This is a genomic window from Chitinophaga sp. HK235 (assembly GCF_018255755.1).
GTDB lineage: Bacteria > Bacteroidota > Bacteroidia > Chitinophagales > Chitinophagaceae > Chitinophaga.
Genome location: NZ_CP073766.1, coordinates 3,936,214 through 3,954,130 on the forward strand (window position 1 = coordinate 3,936,214; position 17,917 = coordinate 3,954,130).

Annotated in this window: 25 protein-coding genes; 21 read left to right on the plus strand and 4 right to left on the minus strand. The window is 46.0% G+C overall.

The window, feature by feature from the left end; translation table 11 throughout:
* Positions 1–63: 63 nt before the first annotated feature.
* The 3 genes from KD145_RS14060 to KD145_RS14070 all read right to left on the minus strand — a co-directional run bounded on the left by KD145_RS14060 (position 64) and on the right by KD145_RS14070 (position 2,449).
* A complete protein-coding gene (locus tag KD145_RS14060; protein ID WP_212006486.1) occupies positions 64–1,143 on the minus strand; it encodes a FecR family protein in 1,080 nt (359 codons plus the stop codon).
* Positions 1,144–1,211: 68 nt separating this feature from the next.
* Positions 1,212–1,766, minus strand: coding sequence for an RNA polymerase sigma factor (locus tag KD145_RS14065; protein ID WP_212006487.1), 555 nt, complete (start codon positions 1,764–1,766; stop codon positions 1,212–1,214).
* 266 nt (positions 1,767–2,032) lie between these two features.
* Positions 2,033–2,449: a helix-turn-helix transcriptional regulator gene (locus KD145_RS14070; protein ID WP_212006488.1), complete on the minus strand. Its 417-nt coding sequence runs from the start codon at positions 2,447–2,449 to the stop codon at positions 2,033–2,035.
* Between the two features lie 160 nt (positions 2,450–2,609).
* Between KD145_RS14070 and KD145_RS14075 the strand changes: the two genes are divergently transcribed.
* From KD145_RS14075 to KD145_RS14095, 5 genes are all read left to right on the plus strand, one after another.
* Positions 2,610–4,571, plus strand: coding sequence for a Mu transposase C-terminal domain-containing protein (locus KD145_RS14075; RefSeq protein ID WP_212006489.1), 1,962 nt, complete (start codon positions 2,610–2,612; stop codon positions 4,569–4,571).
* 32 nt (positions 4,572–4,603) lie between these two features.
* On the plus strand, positions 4,604–5,293 hold the full coding sequence (locus tag KD145_RS14080) for an ATP-binding protein (protein ID WP_212006490.1): 690 nt from the start codon (positions 4,604–4,606) through the stop codon (positions 5,291–5,293).
* Between the two features lie 6 nt (positions 5,294–5,299).
* A complete protein-coding gene (locus tag KD145_RS14085; protein WP_212006491.1) occupies positions 5,300–5,644 on the plus strand; it encodes a hypothetical protein in 345 nt (114 codons plus the stop codon).
* Between the two features lie 232 nt (positions 5,645–5,876).
* Complete coding sequence (locus KD145_RS14090; protein ID WP_147243475.1) at positions 5,877–6,107, plus strand: hypothetical protein; 231 nt, start codon at positions 5,877–5,879, stop codon at positions 6,105–6,107.
* Between the two features lie 63 nt (positions 6,108–6,170).
* On the plus strand, positions 6,171–6,494 hold the full coding sequence (locus KD145_RS14095) for a hypothetical protein (protein WP_212006492.1): 324 nt from the start codon (positions 6,171–6,173) through the stop codon (positions 6,492–6,494).
* Positions 6,495–6,603: 109 nt separating this feature from the next.
* Here the strand turns inward: KD145_RS14095 and KD145_RS14100 are convergent, their stop codons facing one another.
* Positions 6,604–7,083 carry a hypothetical protein gene (locus KD145_RS14100; protein WP_212006493.1) on the minus strand — a complete coding sequence of 160 codons (480 nt, stop codon included), beginning with the start codon at positions 7,081–7,083 and terminating at the stop codon, positions 6,604–6,606.
* A 319-nt stretch (positions 7,084–7,402) separates the two neighbouring features.
* On the opposite strand from KD145_RS14100, the gene KD145_RS14105 reads away from it, so the two are divergent.
* The 16 genes from KD145_RS14105 to KD145_RS14180 all read left to right on the plus strand — a co-directional run bounded on the left by KD145_RS14105 (position 7,403) and on the right by KD145_RS14180 (position 17,916).
* Positions 7,403–7,633, plus strand: coding sequence for a hypothetical protein (locus tag KD145_RS14105; RefSeq protein ID WP_147243473.1), 231 nt, complete (start codon positions 7,403–7,405; stop codon positions 7,631–7,633).
* A 15-nt stretch (positions 7,634–7,648) separates the two neighbouring features.
* The gene (locus KD145_RS14110) at positions 7,649–8,284 is read left to right on the plus strand and encodes a DUF6549 family protein (RefSeq protein WP_212006494.1); all 636 of its coding nucleotides are present in this window, start codon (positions 7,649–7,651) and stop codon (positions 8,282–8,284) included.
* A 12-nt stretch (positions 8,285–8,296) separates the two neighbouring features.
* Positions 8,297–8,758: a CHAP domain-containing protein gene (locus KD145_RS14115; protein ID WP_212006495.1), complete on the plus strand. Its 462-nt coding sequence runs from the start codon at positions 8,297–8,299 to the stop codon at positions 8,756–8,758.
* Between the two features lie 60 nt (positions 8,759–8,818).
* Positions 8,819–10,048 carry a DUF2586 family protein gene (locus KD145_RS14120; protein WP_212006496.1) on the plus strand — a complete coding sequence of 410 codons (1,230 nt, stop codon included), beginning with the start codon at positions 8,819–8,821 and terminating at the stop codon, positions 10,046–10,048.
* A gap of 31 nt (positions 10,049–10,079) precedes the next feature.
* Positions 10,080–10,526, plus strand: coding sequence for a hypothetical protein (locus KD145_RS14125; RefSeq protein WP_212006497.1), 447 nt, complete (start codon positions 10,080–10,082; stop codon positions 10,524–10,526).
* Between the two features lie 53 nt (positions 10,527–10,579).
* Positions 10,580–10,888: a hypothetical protein gene (locus tag KD145_RS14130; RefSeq protein WP_212006498.1), complete on the plus strand. Its 309-nt coding sequence runs from the start codon at positions 10,580–10,582 to the stop codon at positions 10,886–10,888.
* A gap of 199 nt (positions 10,889–11,087) precedes the next feature.
* Positions 11,088–12,959, plus strand: a complete 1,872-nt coding sequence (locus KD145_RS14135; RefSeq protein ID WP_212006499.1) for a tape measure protein — start codon at positions 11,088–11,090, stop codon at positions 12,957–12,959.
* Positions 12,960–12,970: 11 nt separating this feature from the next.
* On the plus strand, positions 12,971–13,525 hold the full coding sequence (locus KD145_RS14140) for a DUF6046 domain-containing protein (protein ID WP_212006500.1): 555 nt from the start codon (positions 12,971–12,973) through the stop codon (positions 13,523–13,525).
* Positions 13,512–14,474 (plus strand): hypothetical protein, encoded by a 963-nt coding sequence (locus KD145_RS14145; RefSeq protein ID WP_212006501.1) that lies wholly within the window; start codon positions 13,512–13,514, stop codon positions 14,472–14,474. Before KD145_RS14140 ends, KD145_RS14145 begins: the two co-directional genes overlap by 14 nt.
* 6 nt (positions 14,475–14,480) lie before the next feature.
* Positions 14,481–14,987, plus strand: coding sequence for a hypothetical protein (locus tag KD145_RS14150; RefSeq protein WP_212006502.1), 507 nt, complete (start codon positions 14,481–14,483; stop codon positions 14,985–14,987).
* On the plus strand, positions 14,977–15,198 hold the full coding sequence (locus tag KD145_RS14155; RefSeq protein ID WP_113617272.1) for a hypothetical protein: 222 nt from the start codon (positions 14,977–14,979) through the stop codon (positions 15,196–15,198). Before KD145_RS14150 ends, KD145_RS14155 begins: the two co-directional genes overlap by 11 nt.
* Positions 15,195–15,491, plus strand: a complete 297-nt coding sequence (locus KD145_RS14160) for a hypothetical protein (RefSeq protein WP_212006503.1) — start codon at positions 15,195–15,197, stop codon at positions 15,489–15,491. Before KD145_RS14155 ends, KD145_RS14160 begins: the two co-directional genes overlap by 4 nt.
* A complete protein-coding gene (locus KD145_RS14165; protein ID WP_212006504.1) occupies positions 15,475–15,768 on the plus strand; it encodes a hypothetical protein in 294 nt (97 codons plus the stop codon). Before KD145_RS14160 ends, KD145_RS14165 begins: the two co-directional genes overlap by 17 nt.
* Positions 15,769–15,770: 2 nt before the next feature.
* On the plus strand, positions 15,771–16,622 hold the full coding sequence (locus KD145_RS14170; RefSeq protein WP_212006505.1) for a hypothetical protein: 852 nt from the start codon (positions 15,771–15,773) through the stop codon (positions 16,620–16,622).
* On the plus strand, positions 16,619–17,095 hold the full coding sequence (locus tag KD145_RS14175) for a hypothetical protein (RefSeq protein WP_212006506.1): 477 nt from the start codon (positions 16,619–16,621) through the stop codon (positions 17,093–17,095). The genes KD145_RS14170 and KD145_RS14175 overlap by 4 nt, the downstream gene beginning before the upstream one ends.
* The gene (locus KD145_RS14180) at positions 17,092–17,916 is read left to right on the plus strand and encodes a hypothetical protein (protein WP_212006507.1); all 825 of its coding nucleotides are present in this window, start codon (positions 17,092–17,094) and stop codon (positions 17,914–17,916) included. Before KD145_RS14175 ends, KD145_RS14180 begins: the two co-directional genes overlap by 4 nt.
* The last annotated feature ends 1 nt before the right edge of the window (position 17,917 follow it).

A 17,917-nucleotide genomic window follows, 5' to 3' on the forward strand; every position in this document is an offset into this window, starting at 1 on the left:
TTCCGGGGAGGTGGGCCAACACTTCCCCGTTTTACTTTGGTTGATGATGTATTGCGTTGATTTTTATTTACTGATAATAATTGTGTCGTTTACCATTTTGAAATTAAAGGGATAGGATAACTGCAATGCGTCCAGGGCTTTCAGGATGGTTTCACTTTCGAAAGTGCCTGAATAACGGTACTGTTTCACGGCTTCGTCGGCAAAGGCAATCCTGATACCATACCATTGCTCCAGTTTACCAGCAATCTCTGATAGTGGTTCATTCTCAATTTCAAGGCGGTTGCGTACCCAGGCTATCTCCCGGGCTTTATGATCCACAGGGTCAGCATCAAGTGGTACTACTTTTAACAGGGGTGCTTTAGTGGATGGCTGGTCTGTGGGCGCTGTCAGGATGGTAAGTTTCTGGTTGGGCTGCAGTACAATTTTCTGCTGAGGTTGCTGCACGCAGGTGATCTCCACTTTTCCTCTGAACAGAGCCGCTTCAGTAGCGGGATGTCCCACATAGGCGCTTACGTTAAATACAGTCCCCAATACTTTAATATCCAGCAAAGCCGTATGCACCGTAAAAGGGAGCTTTGCATTCTGGTATACATCAAAAAAAGCTTCACCTGTCAGTGTAAGCTCCCTGTTCTGCAGATTAAACCCTGGTGCCAGCTCCACGCGGCTGTTCTTACGCAGGATAAGGGAAGAGCCGTCAGGTAATACAACAGATTTACGTGGTTCCTCTCCGGACGCTATGATGGTGGCGCCGGGTTGTCCGGACATAGTACCGTGACCATACCGGCTAAAAAAAAAGGTGCCGGCAGCCAGTACTAATACGCCACCTACTATGGCAGCGTATTTCCATACCGGTAACCTTTGCCGGGCTGTCATTACAGGTACCGGCTCCATTAAAGCCTCTTGTAACAAGTCGTACTGTGCCAGGCCATCCTTCAAATGTTTTAGCTGTTCTGCGCGGCCCCCCTGGCGGGCAGACAGTATTTCCACCAGCTGTCTGGCTTCTGCCACCACAGCTGCTTTCACGGGATGCCTGGCTATCCAGTCCGACCAGAATATCATGTCAGTTTCGCATTCCTCCCGGCAATAACGCTGGAAAGATTCGTTACATGCAAGTTCCGTTGCATCATAATCCAGGAAGTTCATGCTGATAACCCTTTCTTATACTGACGGCAGTATTTTCATTTTTTCCTAAGCGTTGGGCAACTTTTTTTTCAGGAAAGTATTTTCCGGAGGGTTTTAATGGCGTCATAGACCGTATTATAGGCCGTTTTTACCGTTTGTGACGTTTGTGCAGCGATCTGTTCGTAACTGAGTCCTTCAAAAAATTTAAGGCGTATCAGCTCTATCTGCCGGGGGGTGAGTGCTTTTATGGCGCTGTGCAGCCGCTGTTTGATTTCGTCGTCCTGCTGTACCCGGATGATGATCTCTTCATAGGATAATTCATTCTCTTCTTCTTTTCCGGTTATCTTGCTGATAGCATCGTGTATCCGTGACTGATAGGCCAGCTGATCCAGTAACTGCCGTTTAAGAGCAGTAAACAGATAGGCGGGCACGTTAGTAACTGGTTTCAGCTGAGCATGTTTATTCCATAGCTGTAAAAACAGCTGGGTAATACAGTCTTTCACCAGCTCATCGTTCCCACACAGTTTCAGGCCAAAACGCAGCAGATGGGCATAGGTACTGTTATACAGCGCAAACAACGCTTGTTTGTCGCCATTTCTAAGTCGCTCCCATTGTATACTATGGAGATCCTCTTCTGTTGACATTGGTCCGGTTTAATGGTAAGGTGCTAACACAACCTCAGCCAAATTATATTTTTTTATCCGGATTTTTACAGAAGGTCGGATGTAATACCGATAAAACGATGCGTCTTAAAAACAACTATGGTGATTTATGTACGGATAGCCACTGCTGCGGGTTGGCAATATTGTCTGGGGGAAAGGGTTAATTCCAGCGGGGCCCTTTGCTGTAGCGGATTTGTACGTTTGGCAGATTAAATGGGGTCTGATTAAAATAAGTAATGAATCGGGCGTTATCGGCTCTTCTTCCCTTCCTGCTTGATTTTGCTCACTTCTCCTCTCAGCATGGTCAGTTCCCTGAGTATGTCTTCCATCGTTACCTCCGGTTGTGCGCCGGACTTCTTTCCTGTGGCCTTTTTGGAGGTTGCGCTTGCACTTACGCTTGCAGTTGGGCTTGCATCTTTATAACTAATCTTATATTTATCATGAAAGCTGTTATCCCGGAAAATCGGGTCCTGTTCCCACATAAACCAATAAGGATGAATCCCCACTTCTTCCACCAAACGTTTGAATACCGGATATGATATGCCGTTCTTTTCATTCTCAATGTCGGAAAGCGCGGCCTGTGATATGCCCAGCATCAGGGCAAAGTCCTGCTGACTCTTTTTTATCAGCTTTCTGATATATAAAATACGTTGTCCGTCTGTCATTGCTGAAAAATATAGAAAAAGTTATAAAAAGATTTTGACTTTATAAGAAAACTTATATTTTTGTGATATGGTTTTAATAGAGAAAAAACGATAAAAGTATCAATTAAAATCAAAACGGCCTAAAAAGTTGGCTACAGTCCTTGTTGTAAGTTGTTAACCTATGAAGTTTGATTCCCGTAACAGATTGTGCATAGAAGGGCACGAATTTATAAAAACAAAGGAGAACCCCGGAGGCCTTGTCCCCAAAGGAACCTATGATTCTTTAAAAAGCAGGAACAGGATAGAAGTGCTGGAACGCGGCGGCAATGGCCGTTCCGTACTGATTGTATATGCATCTTTACCCGAGGTATATAAAGAGCTGATTGTAACAAAATACGGCGACCCGCATGCTTATCTATGCAAGCAGCCCCTGCTCCATCTAATCAGGAAAGATCCGCGTGCTGAAAAATTTTTCCTGGACTATCGTTATGATGAAAACAAATGTCTGCCTGCCGGGCATGTGGAAAAGTACGTCATAGCTGCTGCCTGGCTGGATATGCTGGTACAGGTATGCAAGGAAAAATATTTCATCCGGAAACAGCTGGGCATCAGTAAGGAAACATTCTGGAAAACCGTACTGGAGTTGATTGTCACGCATGATATTCTATTACCTCACAGCTATAAAAGACTGAACAAAAAAATCAGACAGTATGAGGAATTGGGCTATGCCTGCCTGATAGACTGGCGGTTTGGTAACCAGAACAGTGCGAAGATAAAAGATGAATTATCAGAATCGATGTTACTGGAGCTGATTGCGCATCCCAATCAACATGATGATACGGTAATTGCCAGGGCCTATAACCAATGGGCCAGCCAGCATGCTTATGCAGCTATCACCGCTGCCACAGTAGGTAATCACAGACGCAACAATTATTATCAGCTGCAACTTTTCCGGGAAGGCAGTGCTGCATGGTACAACCAATTTGGTAAACAAACGAAACGGAACCGTCCATCCGCGCCGCTGTTGCTCGTTGGTTCTGATGATAACGATGTAGACCTGTATTTCAGGGATGAACATGCAAGTAACGAACAACAGCTTGTTACCCGCTACTACCACCGGTTTAAAGCAGTTGTTATCAGCGACGCTTTTAATGATTATCCGCTGGGCTACTTTTATGCAGATAGTATCAGTACCGATCTTGTAAAAATGGCCTGGCTGGATGCAATGTATCACATACATCAGCTTACCGGTGCCTGGTACCTCCCACATCAACTGCAAACAGACAGATGGAATCTGAAGGCACTGGAATCCTTTTACCAACAGATCGATGCCGGATATTTTCCTGCAGCAGCAAGAGCTCCCCGCTCCAAATATATAGAACGGACGTTTGGTAAACGCTGGCATCAGCACCTGCGTCGCTTCGATAACTATGCAGGCAACAACATTACTTCCCGTAGCCGTCTCAATCCTGATCATCTGGCAAAACAAAAAAAACTTTTCCCCGAAAAAGAAGAAGCCTTTCCTATACTGCAAACCTTTATTGAAGGCTTACGCCAGGAGAGAAATCCTGCAACAGGCCGCACCCGCCAGGAAGACTGGATAGCTTCCTTTAATGCCAGCGCCTCATCCAAACAACGGTGTATTACAGACGAACAGCTACTGCTGATTTTCGGCGTGCCCCATACGCATAGCAACACAATCACCAACGGTGGCATACGTATGACCATAAAAGGCCGGACCCACGAATATGAAATACCGGATGCCCTGTACCTCCGGAATGTAGGAAAAAAGGTACAGCTGATATATGACCCGTTTGATCTGTCACGGATACTTGTTACGGACGGGCAGCAACTACGTTTTGTTGCACATACACAGCAAAAACTGCCTGCCGCCCGCGCCGACTATCAGGAAGGCGATGAAGCACGCCTCTGGCAGCATCTGCATAACAAAAAAGAGCTGGTGAAAATGATAACAGATAAAAAAAGAAACCGGGAAACCCTGCTGGAAAAAAACAAAGCGAATGCCGCTGCTCTCTTGCAAGCCCGGGTAATGATCAAAGAAATAAAGCAACAAGCCGAAGACAACGTACAGGAATTTATTCCATCAGCAACATCCGATTTCGATCCCCTCGATTTAATGTAATCCTACTCACAACAAGATAAAAAACATCAGATATGAAAAAGCAAGCTGTAATGCCGGCCTGGCATTTCGTGGAAACTATTGCCTCCCAAACACTGGACGCATATTTCGAAGATGCAAAAATGTATGGGAATGTGTTTGCTATCACAGGCGCAGCTGGTTCCGGTAAAACCTTTTCTGCACAAAGGTTTTCCACCACAGAGCCTTCGGTTATACACCTGGAATGTGCAGAGCACTGGAACCGTAAAATATTTCTCAGAAAAATACTGACAGCCATGCATAAAGAACCACAGGGCTACAATGTAGGTGACCTGCTGGATGAAATTGTATCCCATTTACTGGTGATGGAAGAACCCTTACTGATCCTCGATGAAGCAGATAAACTCAGTGATCAGGTATTGTATTTTTTTATCACGCTGTACAACCTGCTCAGAGGAAAATGCGGCATTGTGATGATGGCCACCAACCACCTGGTAAAACGAATGGAAAGAGGACGCAGACTTAACCGTAAAGGATATACGGAAATTTATTCCCGTTTAGGCCGGCGTATTATTCAGCTCCCCTCCCTCAATAAACAGGAAATCATCGCTATCTGTGAAGCCAATGGCATCAGTGAGCAGCCAGCTGCTGTAGAAATCTTTCATGAATGTGAAGGAGATATGCGCCGTCTTGAAAGAGAAGTGCATAAACGGAAACGTAAAATGCTCAAACAGACCCAAAAATAAGCCGACATGAAAAGAAAAATAAAGATTCATGGTCAGCCGGAAAACGACTTTGCTGACCAGACAGTAGATGCCATTTGCCACGCACTTCAGCTGCGTAAGGAAGTGTTAACTTCTGGTCGTAATGATAAATATGTGGCATGTGCAAGACAGGTTATTTGTTATGTTTTAATCAGATTTTTCAATGTAACATTTGCACAGGCGGGAAAATCATTAAACCGGAGCAGACCGGCCGTATATTACAACCTGAACGAAGCCATCAAACACCTTACTGTAGCGGATTACACATTTATGGAACAATGGCAGAAAATAGCCCCCATTCTGCCCGGATTAAAAGCAAAAATTTTACCTTAAAATGCCATAAAAAAAATATATCTTTAAATGAACAACTGTTAAACTCATAAAAGGATTTGTTAATCCATACGATACCAATCCATTTACCTGAAAAAATAGTTTTACACCCTTAAAATTATCAAGCCAGACTTTCAACTGTCGGTTTCCATACCAGCAAAAAACACTGTAGCTATACCTGGCGGGTTACCTATTATGGAAGGACAGAAGTGAGCGAATTAATCCTAAGAAAATTATGAAGAAAGTGTGTTATCAAAATGAAGGTTTGTTACTATACATTCCAACCGTGAGCCCTGAAAGTTTACATTCCGGATTAATGCAGGGAATTATTCAGACTGTAAAACATAATCTTGCCAATCCGGAAAGCGTACCGGAAAACGTACGACAGGCAAATGTGTTTTTGCTCGATCTCTTGTCCAGCATGCTGCCTGGTGAATTGGAAATGGAGCAGATCTACAAATCGTAATCTTCTGGCTATTGTCAACATCTTAATGCTCCTCTAACGGGGAGCATTTTTTATTTTTGTAGTGTGAAAGGAGTTCAAACATTATTCTCGCAATTATTGTCTGACCCGCCTGCTGATGCCAGCCGTCGGACGCCGGGTAGAAACCGCGACCTTATCGTACGTCGTGACGAAAGGCTCGTGCATCGTCATTATTACTATTTGCGGATTTGCCGGAAAAGATATGATGAGATCATTCATATTCTATCCATCGAATTTGATTTATCAGGTTATACTATCATCGAAAGATTACAACTGGATGTGAACTTTCAATTATTAAAGCAACTGAATACACAGCAGCCTTCTGTGACAGCATTGCGTAAATTATACCCCTGGATGGTCTGGAAATAATTTATCAAAAAGGGATTACAAAACCGGCGCGGACAAACAGTTGAATACTGTTCTGTCCGCGCCGGTTTCGTTTGGGGCCATATGCTGATTAAATACGCCGGATACCGGTTTAGCTATACTTGTTGATAACCGGGTTAGGTCTTGCTGTTTTGGTACTGTTATCCACAGTGCTGTTGTCTCTCAGAGATAGGGCATATTTCACCACACGCAGATGCAGTTTATCACCCAGCTGCTCACTATCAGAGGAACGGCGGAGTAGTTTTCCATAACCATTGCCCAGTACCTGCCCCTGCAGTGCTTTATGGATAGCTTGCTCCAGCGCATAATAGGTGTTTACGTTATTACCGGCGGCATCCACTGCAATACGTATCTGAAGGCTTCCGGTCCCCTGCTGTATGTTACCAGGCAGATCTTCCCAGGTAACTTCACGCAGATCAATCAATGCACATGGAAAAGCAATTGCAGCAGGTGTAGTTGCACCTGTTTTCTCCAGCTGACCAAAATCCTGTCCGACAAACTGAAGGGCAGGAACGGCCGCTTGCACGCGGCTGATAACGAGGTTCATAAAATCTACGAAAACGTTGTTCATGTGATAAATGTTTTTGTTAAGAATTGTTTATGCAAAAGTGCTTTAATAAAAGGTTGGATAAAATTTCACCTGGCATGATGCGGAGATAACCGGAGTATGATACCGCCATACAAGAAGTATGGCGAAACCCTTATTTGGTAAAGCTTTCAGATGATTGCATCTTTACATTGTATTACGGACGAAACGATGTACACAAGCAACAGCAGACAGAAGATGATCAGTTGTACAATTTAACCGTGATACTCCCGCTTGCTTTCCCTATCCCGTAAGATAGGGCAGCCGGAGGGAGGGGATCGTTAACCTTTAGCAGATGACAGATATGAAACAATTCATTAACGAAACAAAGGAGAGATTAACCTCTCCAACCCCCAGATTTTTCAAGAAAATAAAGATTGTTGGCAAAGTACTGATAGCCGGAGCTGGTGCAATATTAGCACCATCTGTGGCCAATGTGCAAATGCCGGGCATGCTGCAGGAAGTTGCCAAGGCATTGTTTATTGCCGGCTCTGTGATGGTGGCCGTAGCTTCTGCTGCCGTAGAAGGTGAATAAAAAAAATGTTAACCCGTGAGAAACATTCCATTGTTTGTTGCTGCCCTGTTAGCGATACTGCTGCTATACCGGGAATGCGGCAGAATTGTTAACCCCATACAGCCGTTGATAACTTCCATAGACACTCCGATAGTACAACACTATCGGGATGCAGAAGGACTACAGCATGCTGTAACCGCTGTCAGTACCAACAAAGCGTTAGCACCTGTTGCAGCTATCAGCAAAAAGGTTACTGTTAAACCTGAAAAAATACAACAGGTCACCAACGCTGTAACCATTACATCGGATACCATACCCGCGATAGCAGTCAATCACGTACAGGACACGACGGTGTTTTATTACGAAGACGACTGGATTAGCATCCATGGCGTATTGCACGACTCGGTTCAGATTACCTACAAGATGCGTGACAGTATCTGGCTGGCAGCATACCAAAAGAAAGAAGGGCTTTTCAGAAAAGCTACCTATATCGATGGTTTCAGCGCCAATCCCCATACCACCATCACCGGTTTAAAATCGATCAACTTAAATACGCTGAACCGCCGGCAGGCCAGGCTTTCCATAGGACCCTCCATCGGCTATTATTATGCAGGAGGAAAGTTTCAATGGAGCGCGGGTATCGGTATGCAATACAATATCATCCGTTTTTAAACCCGTTAACCAATGACACTGGCAGAAAAAGTATTAGCTGTAGCCCTTTCCCAGGAGGGTGTTGAAGAGCATCCCAGGGGAAGTAATGCAGGACCTGAAGTAAATCAGTATCTCAAAAGTGTGGGATTAGGTCCTGGTTATCCATGGTGCATGGCATTTGTATACTGGTGTATGCAACAGGCTACCACCGCATTGGGTGTAAAAAATGAACTGACTAAAACCGGAGGCGTCTTGCTGCAGTGGCGTACCACCGGCATGAAAAAAGTTCAGACTTCCAGAAGTGTAATACCTGGCGCCATCTTCATCATGGAATACGGCAATGGCTTCGGTCACACCGGTTTCGTTATCAGCGTCGACGGCAACAAGGTATATACTATCGAGGGCAACACCAATGACCAGGGTAGCCGTGAAGGCTTTACAGTGGCCAAAAGAATACGGCCGGCAACATCCTTCAAAGGTTTCCTCATCCCCTAGCTACCACACCATCACAGTTTTTTATCAATTTCTATACATCCATTTTACAAAAAATGAAAAATGGCAAGACCAAAAGTAAATATTTCAACAACTAACGGCAACCTTGGTGGTTTAGCCCCTAATGTAGACGGCGTGTGCGGCCTTATCATGGCCATCCCGCAAGCACCCACCAGTGGCTTCGGTACACCGGTACTGATCAAGAGCAAAAAACAGGCAGGTGAAGAATTAGCCCAGGCCACCAATGCACTGGCACTGACTGCTATCAACGATGGATTTTTTGCAGAAGCAGCCGAAGGCAGCAAACTGTATTGCCTGTTCGTAGCAGCAGCCACCACTATGGAAGACATGTTACTTCCAGCTAACGCAGATAAACTGCTGACGTTCGCCAATGGTACTATCAGCCTGCTCGGCCTCGCTAAATTCCCTGCATCTGGCTACACGCCTGTCGTTACCGATGGTATCGATGCAGATGTTGTAAAAGCTGCAGATGCAGCGCAGATACTGTCCACCAAATGGTTCAACCTGCGCAAACCATTCCGTGCCCTCCTCCAGGGTTTTGGTTTCACAACCCCTTCCAGCGTAAAAAGTTATGCTGCTGAAAAGAAAGACAACATCGGTATCGTTCTCGGCACCGTCAACGGCAATGGCCCCCATGCTTTGCTGCTGGCCCTCGGAAGAGCTTCCGGCATGCCTGTTCAGCGTAACATCGGCAGGGTTAAAAGCGGTAGCCTGAAACTCCAGGAAAGTGCTGTCGTTAAAATCGGTGACAAAAACGTGGACGCCCTGGATAGCGTTGATCTCGACACCCTCTGGGAAAAACGTTACATCACCTTTGAACGCAACGAGGCAGCACCTGGTTATCTGTTTAATGACGATAATATGCTCGGCTCCCTTACCAGCGACTTCAGTTCTCTGCGCAATGGCCGTACCATTGACAAAGCAGTGCGTATCGCCTATGAAGTGTACTACAACGAGTTGAAAAATGATGTGGACGTAGACGACAATGGCCGCCTGAGCAGCGCCATCGAAGCAGCACTGTCATTAAACATCGAAGAAGCCATCGGCCGCAGAATGGCAGGTGAAATCAGCCAGAATAATGATGGCACGCCTGCAGTAGAAGCCCTGGTAAACCCCGATCCATCCACCTATGCAGGTCTGTACAGCGCTGCCGGTATCGACAGCCCGGATTTCAATATCCTCGCTACAAACCTGGTGTACATCTTCGTACGTATCCGTCCGAAAGGTTGCCTCAAATACATCGATGTATTCCTGGGATACACCGCTGCTTAATCATTAATTATCAATTTTAAACTAACAGCAAATGGCAATATTTGATTCAAGAGAATTTGAATGGGCGGATGTCAAGGTAGTACTCTTCGGCCGCGAAATCTCCGGCCTGCGCGGACTGACCTACAAAAAATCACAGGAGAAAGAAGTCATCTATGGCGCCGGCAACCGTCCCCTGGCCGTACAACGCGGCAATAAAAAATACGAAGGAACCCTTACCATCCTGAAAAGCGAGTTTGATCAACTGAACATAGCAGCTATCAGCGCAGGTTACAGCGACATCGTAGATGTGCCCGGTAAAGCTATCAGCATTATCGTTACCTACAAAAAAGAAGGTGACGCCTATGTGCAGGTAGACAAAATCTCCAACGTGGAATTTACTGATTTCGAAGATGGCATGAAACAAGGGGATAAGTTCAAAGAAGTGAGCTTACCGTTTATCTGCCTGGCAATCAGCAAAACCAAAGGGACCGGCAACTAAGGCCCCTGTCATCAACTATCAACAATATTATCACACTAAAAATTTAGTATACAATGTCAAAACAACTGATCGGACAGGTATCACAGGAACAGATTGATGCCTGGAAAAAAGAACACGGTAAAGTCTTTGCATACAAAATCGAAGGCCGGATAGGTTATTTAAGAACAGTATCCCGCGATGTTTACAGCCTGGCTGCCACAAAGGTTTCTTCCAGCCCGGCCAAGTTCAACGAAACTGTTATCAACGGTATCTGGCTCGGAGGCGATGAAGCTATCCGCAAAGAAGACCGCTACTACTTTGGCCTCAGCGATTTTGTTGAAGAGTTGATGAACAAGAAAAAAGGTGAACTGGGGGAGCTCTAAAAAACGCCAAAGGCGATTTTCAAAGTAACTATGTTTTATACATAGACCTCCAGTTACGCTATCATTTCGGTATAGACCCCTCCTCACTCGATGATGATTCATGGGCACAACATTGGGCCATACTGGAAGATATGCGTAAAAAAGAAGCCCAACAAAGGTCCCTCGGCATGTAGCCGGGGACCTTTAAAAAATTGACACTATGGACATCAAGTCAACGATGGCCGATTTCCAGAGCTCTCTCGGGAGAATGGCCAGAGACATGAATATTACGGCGGCCTTCAAGCTGATGGATGTAGGCGTAAAAGGCTCTGAAGCACAGCTGGATCGCCTGAACCAGGCGGTGGAGATATTCACACCCGGACTGCAGTCGCTCGCACGGATTTCAGATGATGCCGGTGCGAATATCGCTGCCTCTTTCACTAAAGCAACAGAAGAAGTCGATAATTTAACCGATGCATTCAAAGACCTGCAAAAGGTCATCAAAGCAAGTAATGCTGCCGGCAACGGAAGAAGGGGCGATGGACCTACCGGCAGGACGGAAGAAGCCGACCAGGAGCTCGCTGATGGATACCAGGAGGCAATGGGCAACATTGCCAGTGTGGGACTGGAATTGCTGGGCAAAGGCCTTGACATAGCCATGGCAAAGGAGCAGATGAACATCGAGTTCAAAGCCGCATTCGGTTCACAAGGCGGTCAAATGCAGCAGCAGGTCAAGAAAATGGCAGACGATACCACCTTTAACATGGAAGACCTTGCCCCCAATGCACTGGCATTGGCCAATGCCGGTACTGCCGTGAATGATATCGTTCCAACCCTGGGCATGCTGGGAGATATCAGCGGCGGCAGCGCAGAAAAAATGAAGGCGCTGACAGAAGCCTATGCAAGCATCCAGACCGAAGGAACACTGACCAAAGAGAATCTTGCAGCATTAAAATCAGCCGGATTTGATCCGCTGGTGGAAATGACAAAAGTTTCCGGACTGTCGATGGATCAGCTAAAAGCCAATATGGAAGCCGGTAATATCTCGACATCCATGATCCAGGAATCCTTCAAGTCTGCCACAAGCACCGGAGGCCAATACTTTGGCCTGATGGAAGAAAAAGCCTCCACACTCGGAGGCAAATGGGCCATGATCCAGGAGTCGTTCTCCAACGGACTGGGAGTAATAGGCGGCGCCGTACTGGGAGTAGTAGGCTTATTCGCCGACTTTGGAATGGCATTGAAGGATGGAGAAATCGGTGCCATGCTATTAGCCGCAGGCTTAGGCGGGCTCGCCCTTATACTGAGCTGGAATGCCATCGTCGCTGGTTTTAACGCCATTGCTTTAGGCGGACTAAATCTGGCTATGACAGTATTCAATGCACTGGCAAATGCCAACCCGATCATGTTGATCGTAACCGGACTTGCCTTACTGGTAGGTGGACTAATATATGCCTACAAACATTTTGAATGGTTTAAAAAAGGCGTACAGGTATTTTTTAATGTCCTGCTGGAAGCGGGTAAGTTTGTTCTTAACTTCTTACTGGCACCACTGGAGTTGTTTATGGAAGGTATCAGAGGTGTGCTTAATCTCATTCAAAAAGTAACCGGAGCAGACCTTTCCAGCCAGATCAATGGTATAGATAATATACTGAAAAAGAAGCATGAGCTTTTAGATCCGAAAAATCCGCTCGCTCCGCTGAATGAGCCTAAGGAAAAAGCAGCACCGGCTGCGCCAGCACCGCCAAATCCATTGCAGAACCCGGCACTAGTCCCTGCCCAGTTCCCCGGAATCAATGGACTCAAGGTTATCCCGAAGACCGGAGGCGCCACAGCGACCACAACTACCGGAGCTACCGGAATCAGCGGTGCACAGGCATCTACATCCATACAACCGGACCAAAACCTGGGTAATCGCTCAGACTCCATTAACAGCGGAGGAAAAAGTGCCATCACCATCAACATAGGCAAACAGATTGAAACGCTGGAAATCCACGCCATGAGCGCGAAAGAAGGCATTGAAGAAATGACAGGACTGATTCGCGAAGAAATGCGCCGGGTATTCTATTCCCTGAACGGACTGGCCACTTAAACAATTTGACAATGGCAAAATTTGATTTAGCGAAGCTCTATAATGAAGCATTTAACCGTAATCCCGGAAAGGACTTTGACATCAAGGAAGCGGTTGGTCAGACAGGCCTCACAAAGCTGGGAAAGCCTTATTCCTTTACCGATGACCAGAAGCGGGGACATTTCTCTCCGGTGAAGCTCAACGACTACGTATTGCCTTTTGCTACAGTAGAAGTTACCTGCAAGCGGACATATACAGCCACACCTATGCCGGAGAGAAACGGCTCCGTAAAGGAAGTAACAGGCAGAGATGACTACATCATCAATATCAAAGGGATTGACATCTCTGATGAAGAAGGAGGCCCGACAGAAGCGATGAGTAAGATCGAAGCGTTTTTTTTGTCTAAGGAAAAGATAACGATTGATAATATCATTACCAATATCTTCCTGAAAGGCAGACCCTACGCCATGATCACCGACATGAAATTCTCCCGGGAGAAGAGTACCGAAAACGCAAGGCCATACGAAATTTCGTTGCTGAGCGATGATATATACACGCTTGAATTTATAGGAAATGTTCATTCTTAACAGCAAAATCAGCATCGGTCAATACGGTAACATCAAACCAATAGAAGCCAAAATCACCCGGAGCATTTTTGATCTGGTAGACAAGGCTACCCTGACCATACCAAAGAAAGCGACTGTTATGCAGGGGTTGATTAAGAAGGAAGACCAGGTAAACGCAGCCACCTTGTTTAAGGCCGGCGATGCAGTGAGTATAGAACTGGGGTATAATGAGCAGTACAGGACTGAGTTTAAAGGGTTTGTTACAGAGATTGACAATGCGAAAAACGTGGTGATTACCTGTGAGGGATTCAGCTATAAACTTCGTAACAAAAACTTCAACGAACAATCAGGCAAAACCTCCCTCAAGGACCTGTTGCAGAAGGTCATCGCCGGTACAGGATTAACCCTTGCTGATGATATTCCAGGAATGGTGATCGATAAGTGGGAATTAAAAAACGTCAACGGCCTCCAGGTATTGATGGCCCTCAAGGCAGCCTTCCCTCTCGAACTGTTCTTTGACGGTGAAGCCCTGGCCGTTAATCTACTGAACCGGCACGGCAAAGTATCAACGATTAATCTGCGGATGGGATATAATGTGATCAGTAATGACCAGCTCAAATATAAAAAGGGGCCTGCATCCAGGGTGACGGTAAAAGTCACCTCCGCTAAAAAAGATGGTACTGCCGCCACTAATACCGCCAGCAGCAGTGAAAACAAAAGTGCCCGAAATGTAACAGACAAAACAACGTTGGATGACATTGGTAAAAAATATACCAATACCACGAATTATGAAGGATACGAAGGTAAAATCACCTGCTTCCTGCAACCTTACATACAGCCAGGTGATACCGTGTATCTCGAAGATCTGAAATTCAACGAAAAAACGGCATTGTACTATGTTCAGAGCACCGCTGTCACCTATGGTCCCAGCAAGGCCAACAGGGAAATAACCATCAGTCAGAAAAAATAAATACCGATGTCAAAGGAAATTCATGATATCGCAGCAGCGATGGCCAGCTTCGCTTCGAAATACGGTCCTGAAACAATCTTTCAGGGTATTGTACACTCAGTAGACGACAAAGAGGATACTGTAGCAGTGGAATTGCTGGATGGGTATAAAATCCCCGACGTACGCCTGAAAAGTGTCATCAAGGACGGTGGTAAAATACTGCTCGTTCCAAAAACAGGCAGCAATGTGTTGATCGCACGTATAGACGGCACCGATGACTACGTGATACTGACGGTACATGAAGTAAGCCGCGTCCTCTACAAAATTGGCAATACAACGATGAATGTTGATGATAAGGGCTACTTGTTTAAACGTGATAATGAAACGCTGCGTAAGTTATTCGACGACTTGCTCGATGCCATCTTACAAATGCGTTTCACCACACAAAGCGGCCCTACCATCAACCTCGTAAACGCCACTACCTTTCAACAAATTAAAAACCGGGTTAAAAACCTTTTAAAAGATGATGAATGAAGCTAGACTGAAAGCCAGCATCCGTGCAGCTTTTAGTGAAGAAAACGAAAAAAGTGATGCCCCCGGAGCCATGGACAGGATTGCGGAGAAGATCGCCAAAGCAGTCATCGCCGAGGTGAAGGCTATAGAGATCACTTATATTTCAGGGCTCACATCTGCCACTGGCGGCCCGGTAACACCTTCTGGCCCACTAAAATATACCATCCAATGATTGACATACTTCTGAATGAAAGCGGTGATCTCTCTTTTGTAAAAGCGGACCTCGAAACAGGGGAATGCACCATGCAGAATCAATTACTGCTGCTGATGAGCAACCGTGGCGACTGGCGTGAATTTCCCACTACCGGGATTGGCCTGCCTTCCTTTTTGAAAGATGAAGACCGGTATGCCTTCCTGGGTGACATAAAACCGGAATTTGAAAGAGACGGTATGAAAGTCACCAGCATCCGGCTCGACGAAAATGGACACTTAAATATTGATGCAACATATGGCAATAACAGTTAAACCCCATCAATGCCTGTTTGATATTGTGCTCCGCGAAACCGGTAGTATCAGCAGCGTTTTTACCATCGCCATGTTGAATGATATCAACATTACCGACGAGTTAACGGGCGGACAGGTCCTGGAAACAGCAGGGGCCAGGATACTGGACAACTCGGTGACAACGTACTACAGGGATTTTAATATTTACCCCGGTACATCTCTCACCCTGGATTCAGCAACCATCTCACGGGGAGGTATTGGATTTATGGGTATAGGCATTGACTTCAAGATTAGTTAACAATGGCAAGAACAATTCAAGAAATACAATCGCAGATTATCGATAAAATAGCTTCCTCCAGGGAATTGCAGGCACTCAACAACATCAGCAATACTTCCATCTACCGGTTGTTTGTTTATGTGGTGGCCGTTTGCCAATGGACACTCGACCAGTTATTTGATCTGCACAAACAGGAGGTCAATGACCTCATCAGCCGCATGAAACCACATAGCATGAAATGGTATGCCGAAAAAGCAAAACTGTTTCAATACGGCTTTAACCTCAAACAGGAAAGCGATGAGTATGACAATACCGACGCCACCACAGAGGAAATCACGGCCAGCAGGGTGGTAAGCTTTTGCGCCATCGTAGAACAGCCTGATGGCAGAGGTGTACTGGCACTGCGTGTGAAAGCTGCTTCCAATCAGGGCGATCTGCAAAAATTAACGGCCGACCAGTTACTGGCTTTCACCACCTATATGAACACCATTAAGGATGCCGGTGTAAGATTGCTCGTCAGCTCTGACCCTGCTGATAACCTGCGGTTAAGAATCAATATCTATTACAACCCGCTTGTGCTGTCCAGCAACGGCTCACGCCTGGATGGTAATGGTCCCAATCCAGTGGTAACCGCCATCAGGAACTACCTGAAACAGCTGCCCTTTAATGGCTGGCTGGTACTCACCTATCTCACAGACGCATTGCAACAGGTAGATGGTGTGGTTATCCCGCAAATATTGCAGGCAGAAGCCCGCTATGGCACCCTGCCATTCAAGGCTTTCGATGTGATGTATCAGCCCGACGCAGGTTATCTCCGCATCGATGAGGAAAACGATCTCGATATTCAGTACATCCCTCAAAGTAGTATTATATGATGAAGATATTCGAGATAGATTTCAGGCGGCTTGTAACGGCGTTGTTACCTCCCCGCCTACGTAAGCCCCGCATGCTGGAATGGCTCATAGCGCTCACCTATCCTGTGCAGCTGCTGTACAACGACTTCCGTTCCAACAGAAAGGCCAATCTCAAAAGGTTGAGCATCACTCCGCAGGTATGCTATCTGACCTGGGCACTCAACGATCGTTATGACTTCGGATTACGACGCATACGCATCGCAGACCCATACATCCGCGAACAGGCCTATGTATATCAGGAAGCGGAAAGTAAACCGCTGTACCTCGACGCAAACCATCCGCATTACATTTATTCGACCACCGAAACCATCGCTGTAAGCGTAGACTTTGTAGTACTGCTGCCGACAGGTTTAAGGTATGCTGAAAACGAAATGCGGGCATTCATCGACAGCTATAAATTAGCCAGTAAAGAATATAAAATACAACTGACATGAGTAATAAACGAGTGGATTTCGGCAACCTCGGTGGTTTCCCTTTAACACAAGACGTATTGGCATACATGCAATCATCCTACCGTGATGCATTGACAGGTCTGGCAAGAGTTTGCGGCAACAAAGTCATTGTTTCCGGAATGTCGGAAAATGGCACGATCGTGGCCGACGGCTGGATTTTGCATGATGGAGAGCTGCTGCCGTTTGTAGGTGGACCCAAACAAAACACTTACATCATCATAGACGACAACAAACCTGTAACCTTCGAAGACGGTGTGTCAAGAACCGTATTGTTTAACAGGTACGCACGCTTCGGCAGCGGTGGTTTTCCATACAGCGACCTGGTGAGACTGGACAGCATGGCCTCATTGAAAGACAACATTGCTACCCTGAATAACAATTTAAGTACGCTCAATGCCAACTTCCTGGCGCATCGTTCGGCCGTGAATCCGCATGGCATGACCAAAGCAGATGTTGGCCTGGGAAATATCCCCAACGCCATCTCCAGCGACCCTGCATCCAACAACCCCGCAGTACTGGCTACCACAGCAGCCCTTGCAGCCGCCAACAGATTTTTGTTGTCCGGGACTATCGACTTGCCTGATATTGACAGGGACCTGAACATCAGAGTCTGGTTCAACAGATACATCTACGACTCCTACATTGTGGTAGGCTCCTTGAGAAGCCGTGGTTACTGGAATGATGACAATGATTGTCATTATACCGTTAAAAACCTTGATTATAACGGTTTCGACCTGCTCATCAGGGAGAACTCTACAGACAATCAGCGAATATCATTCGATTACCTAATCATTAAACGATAAT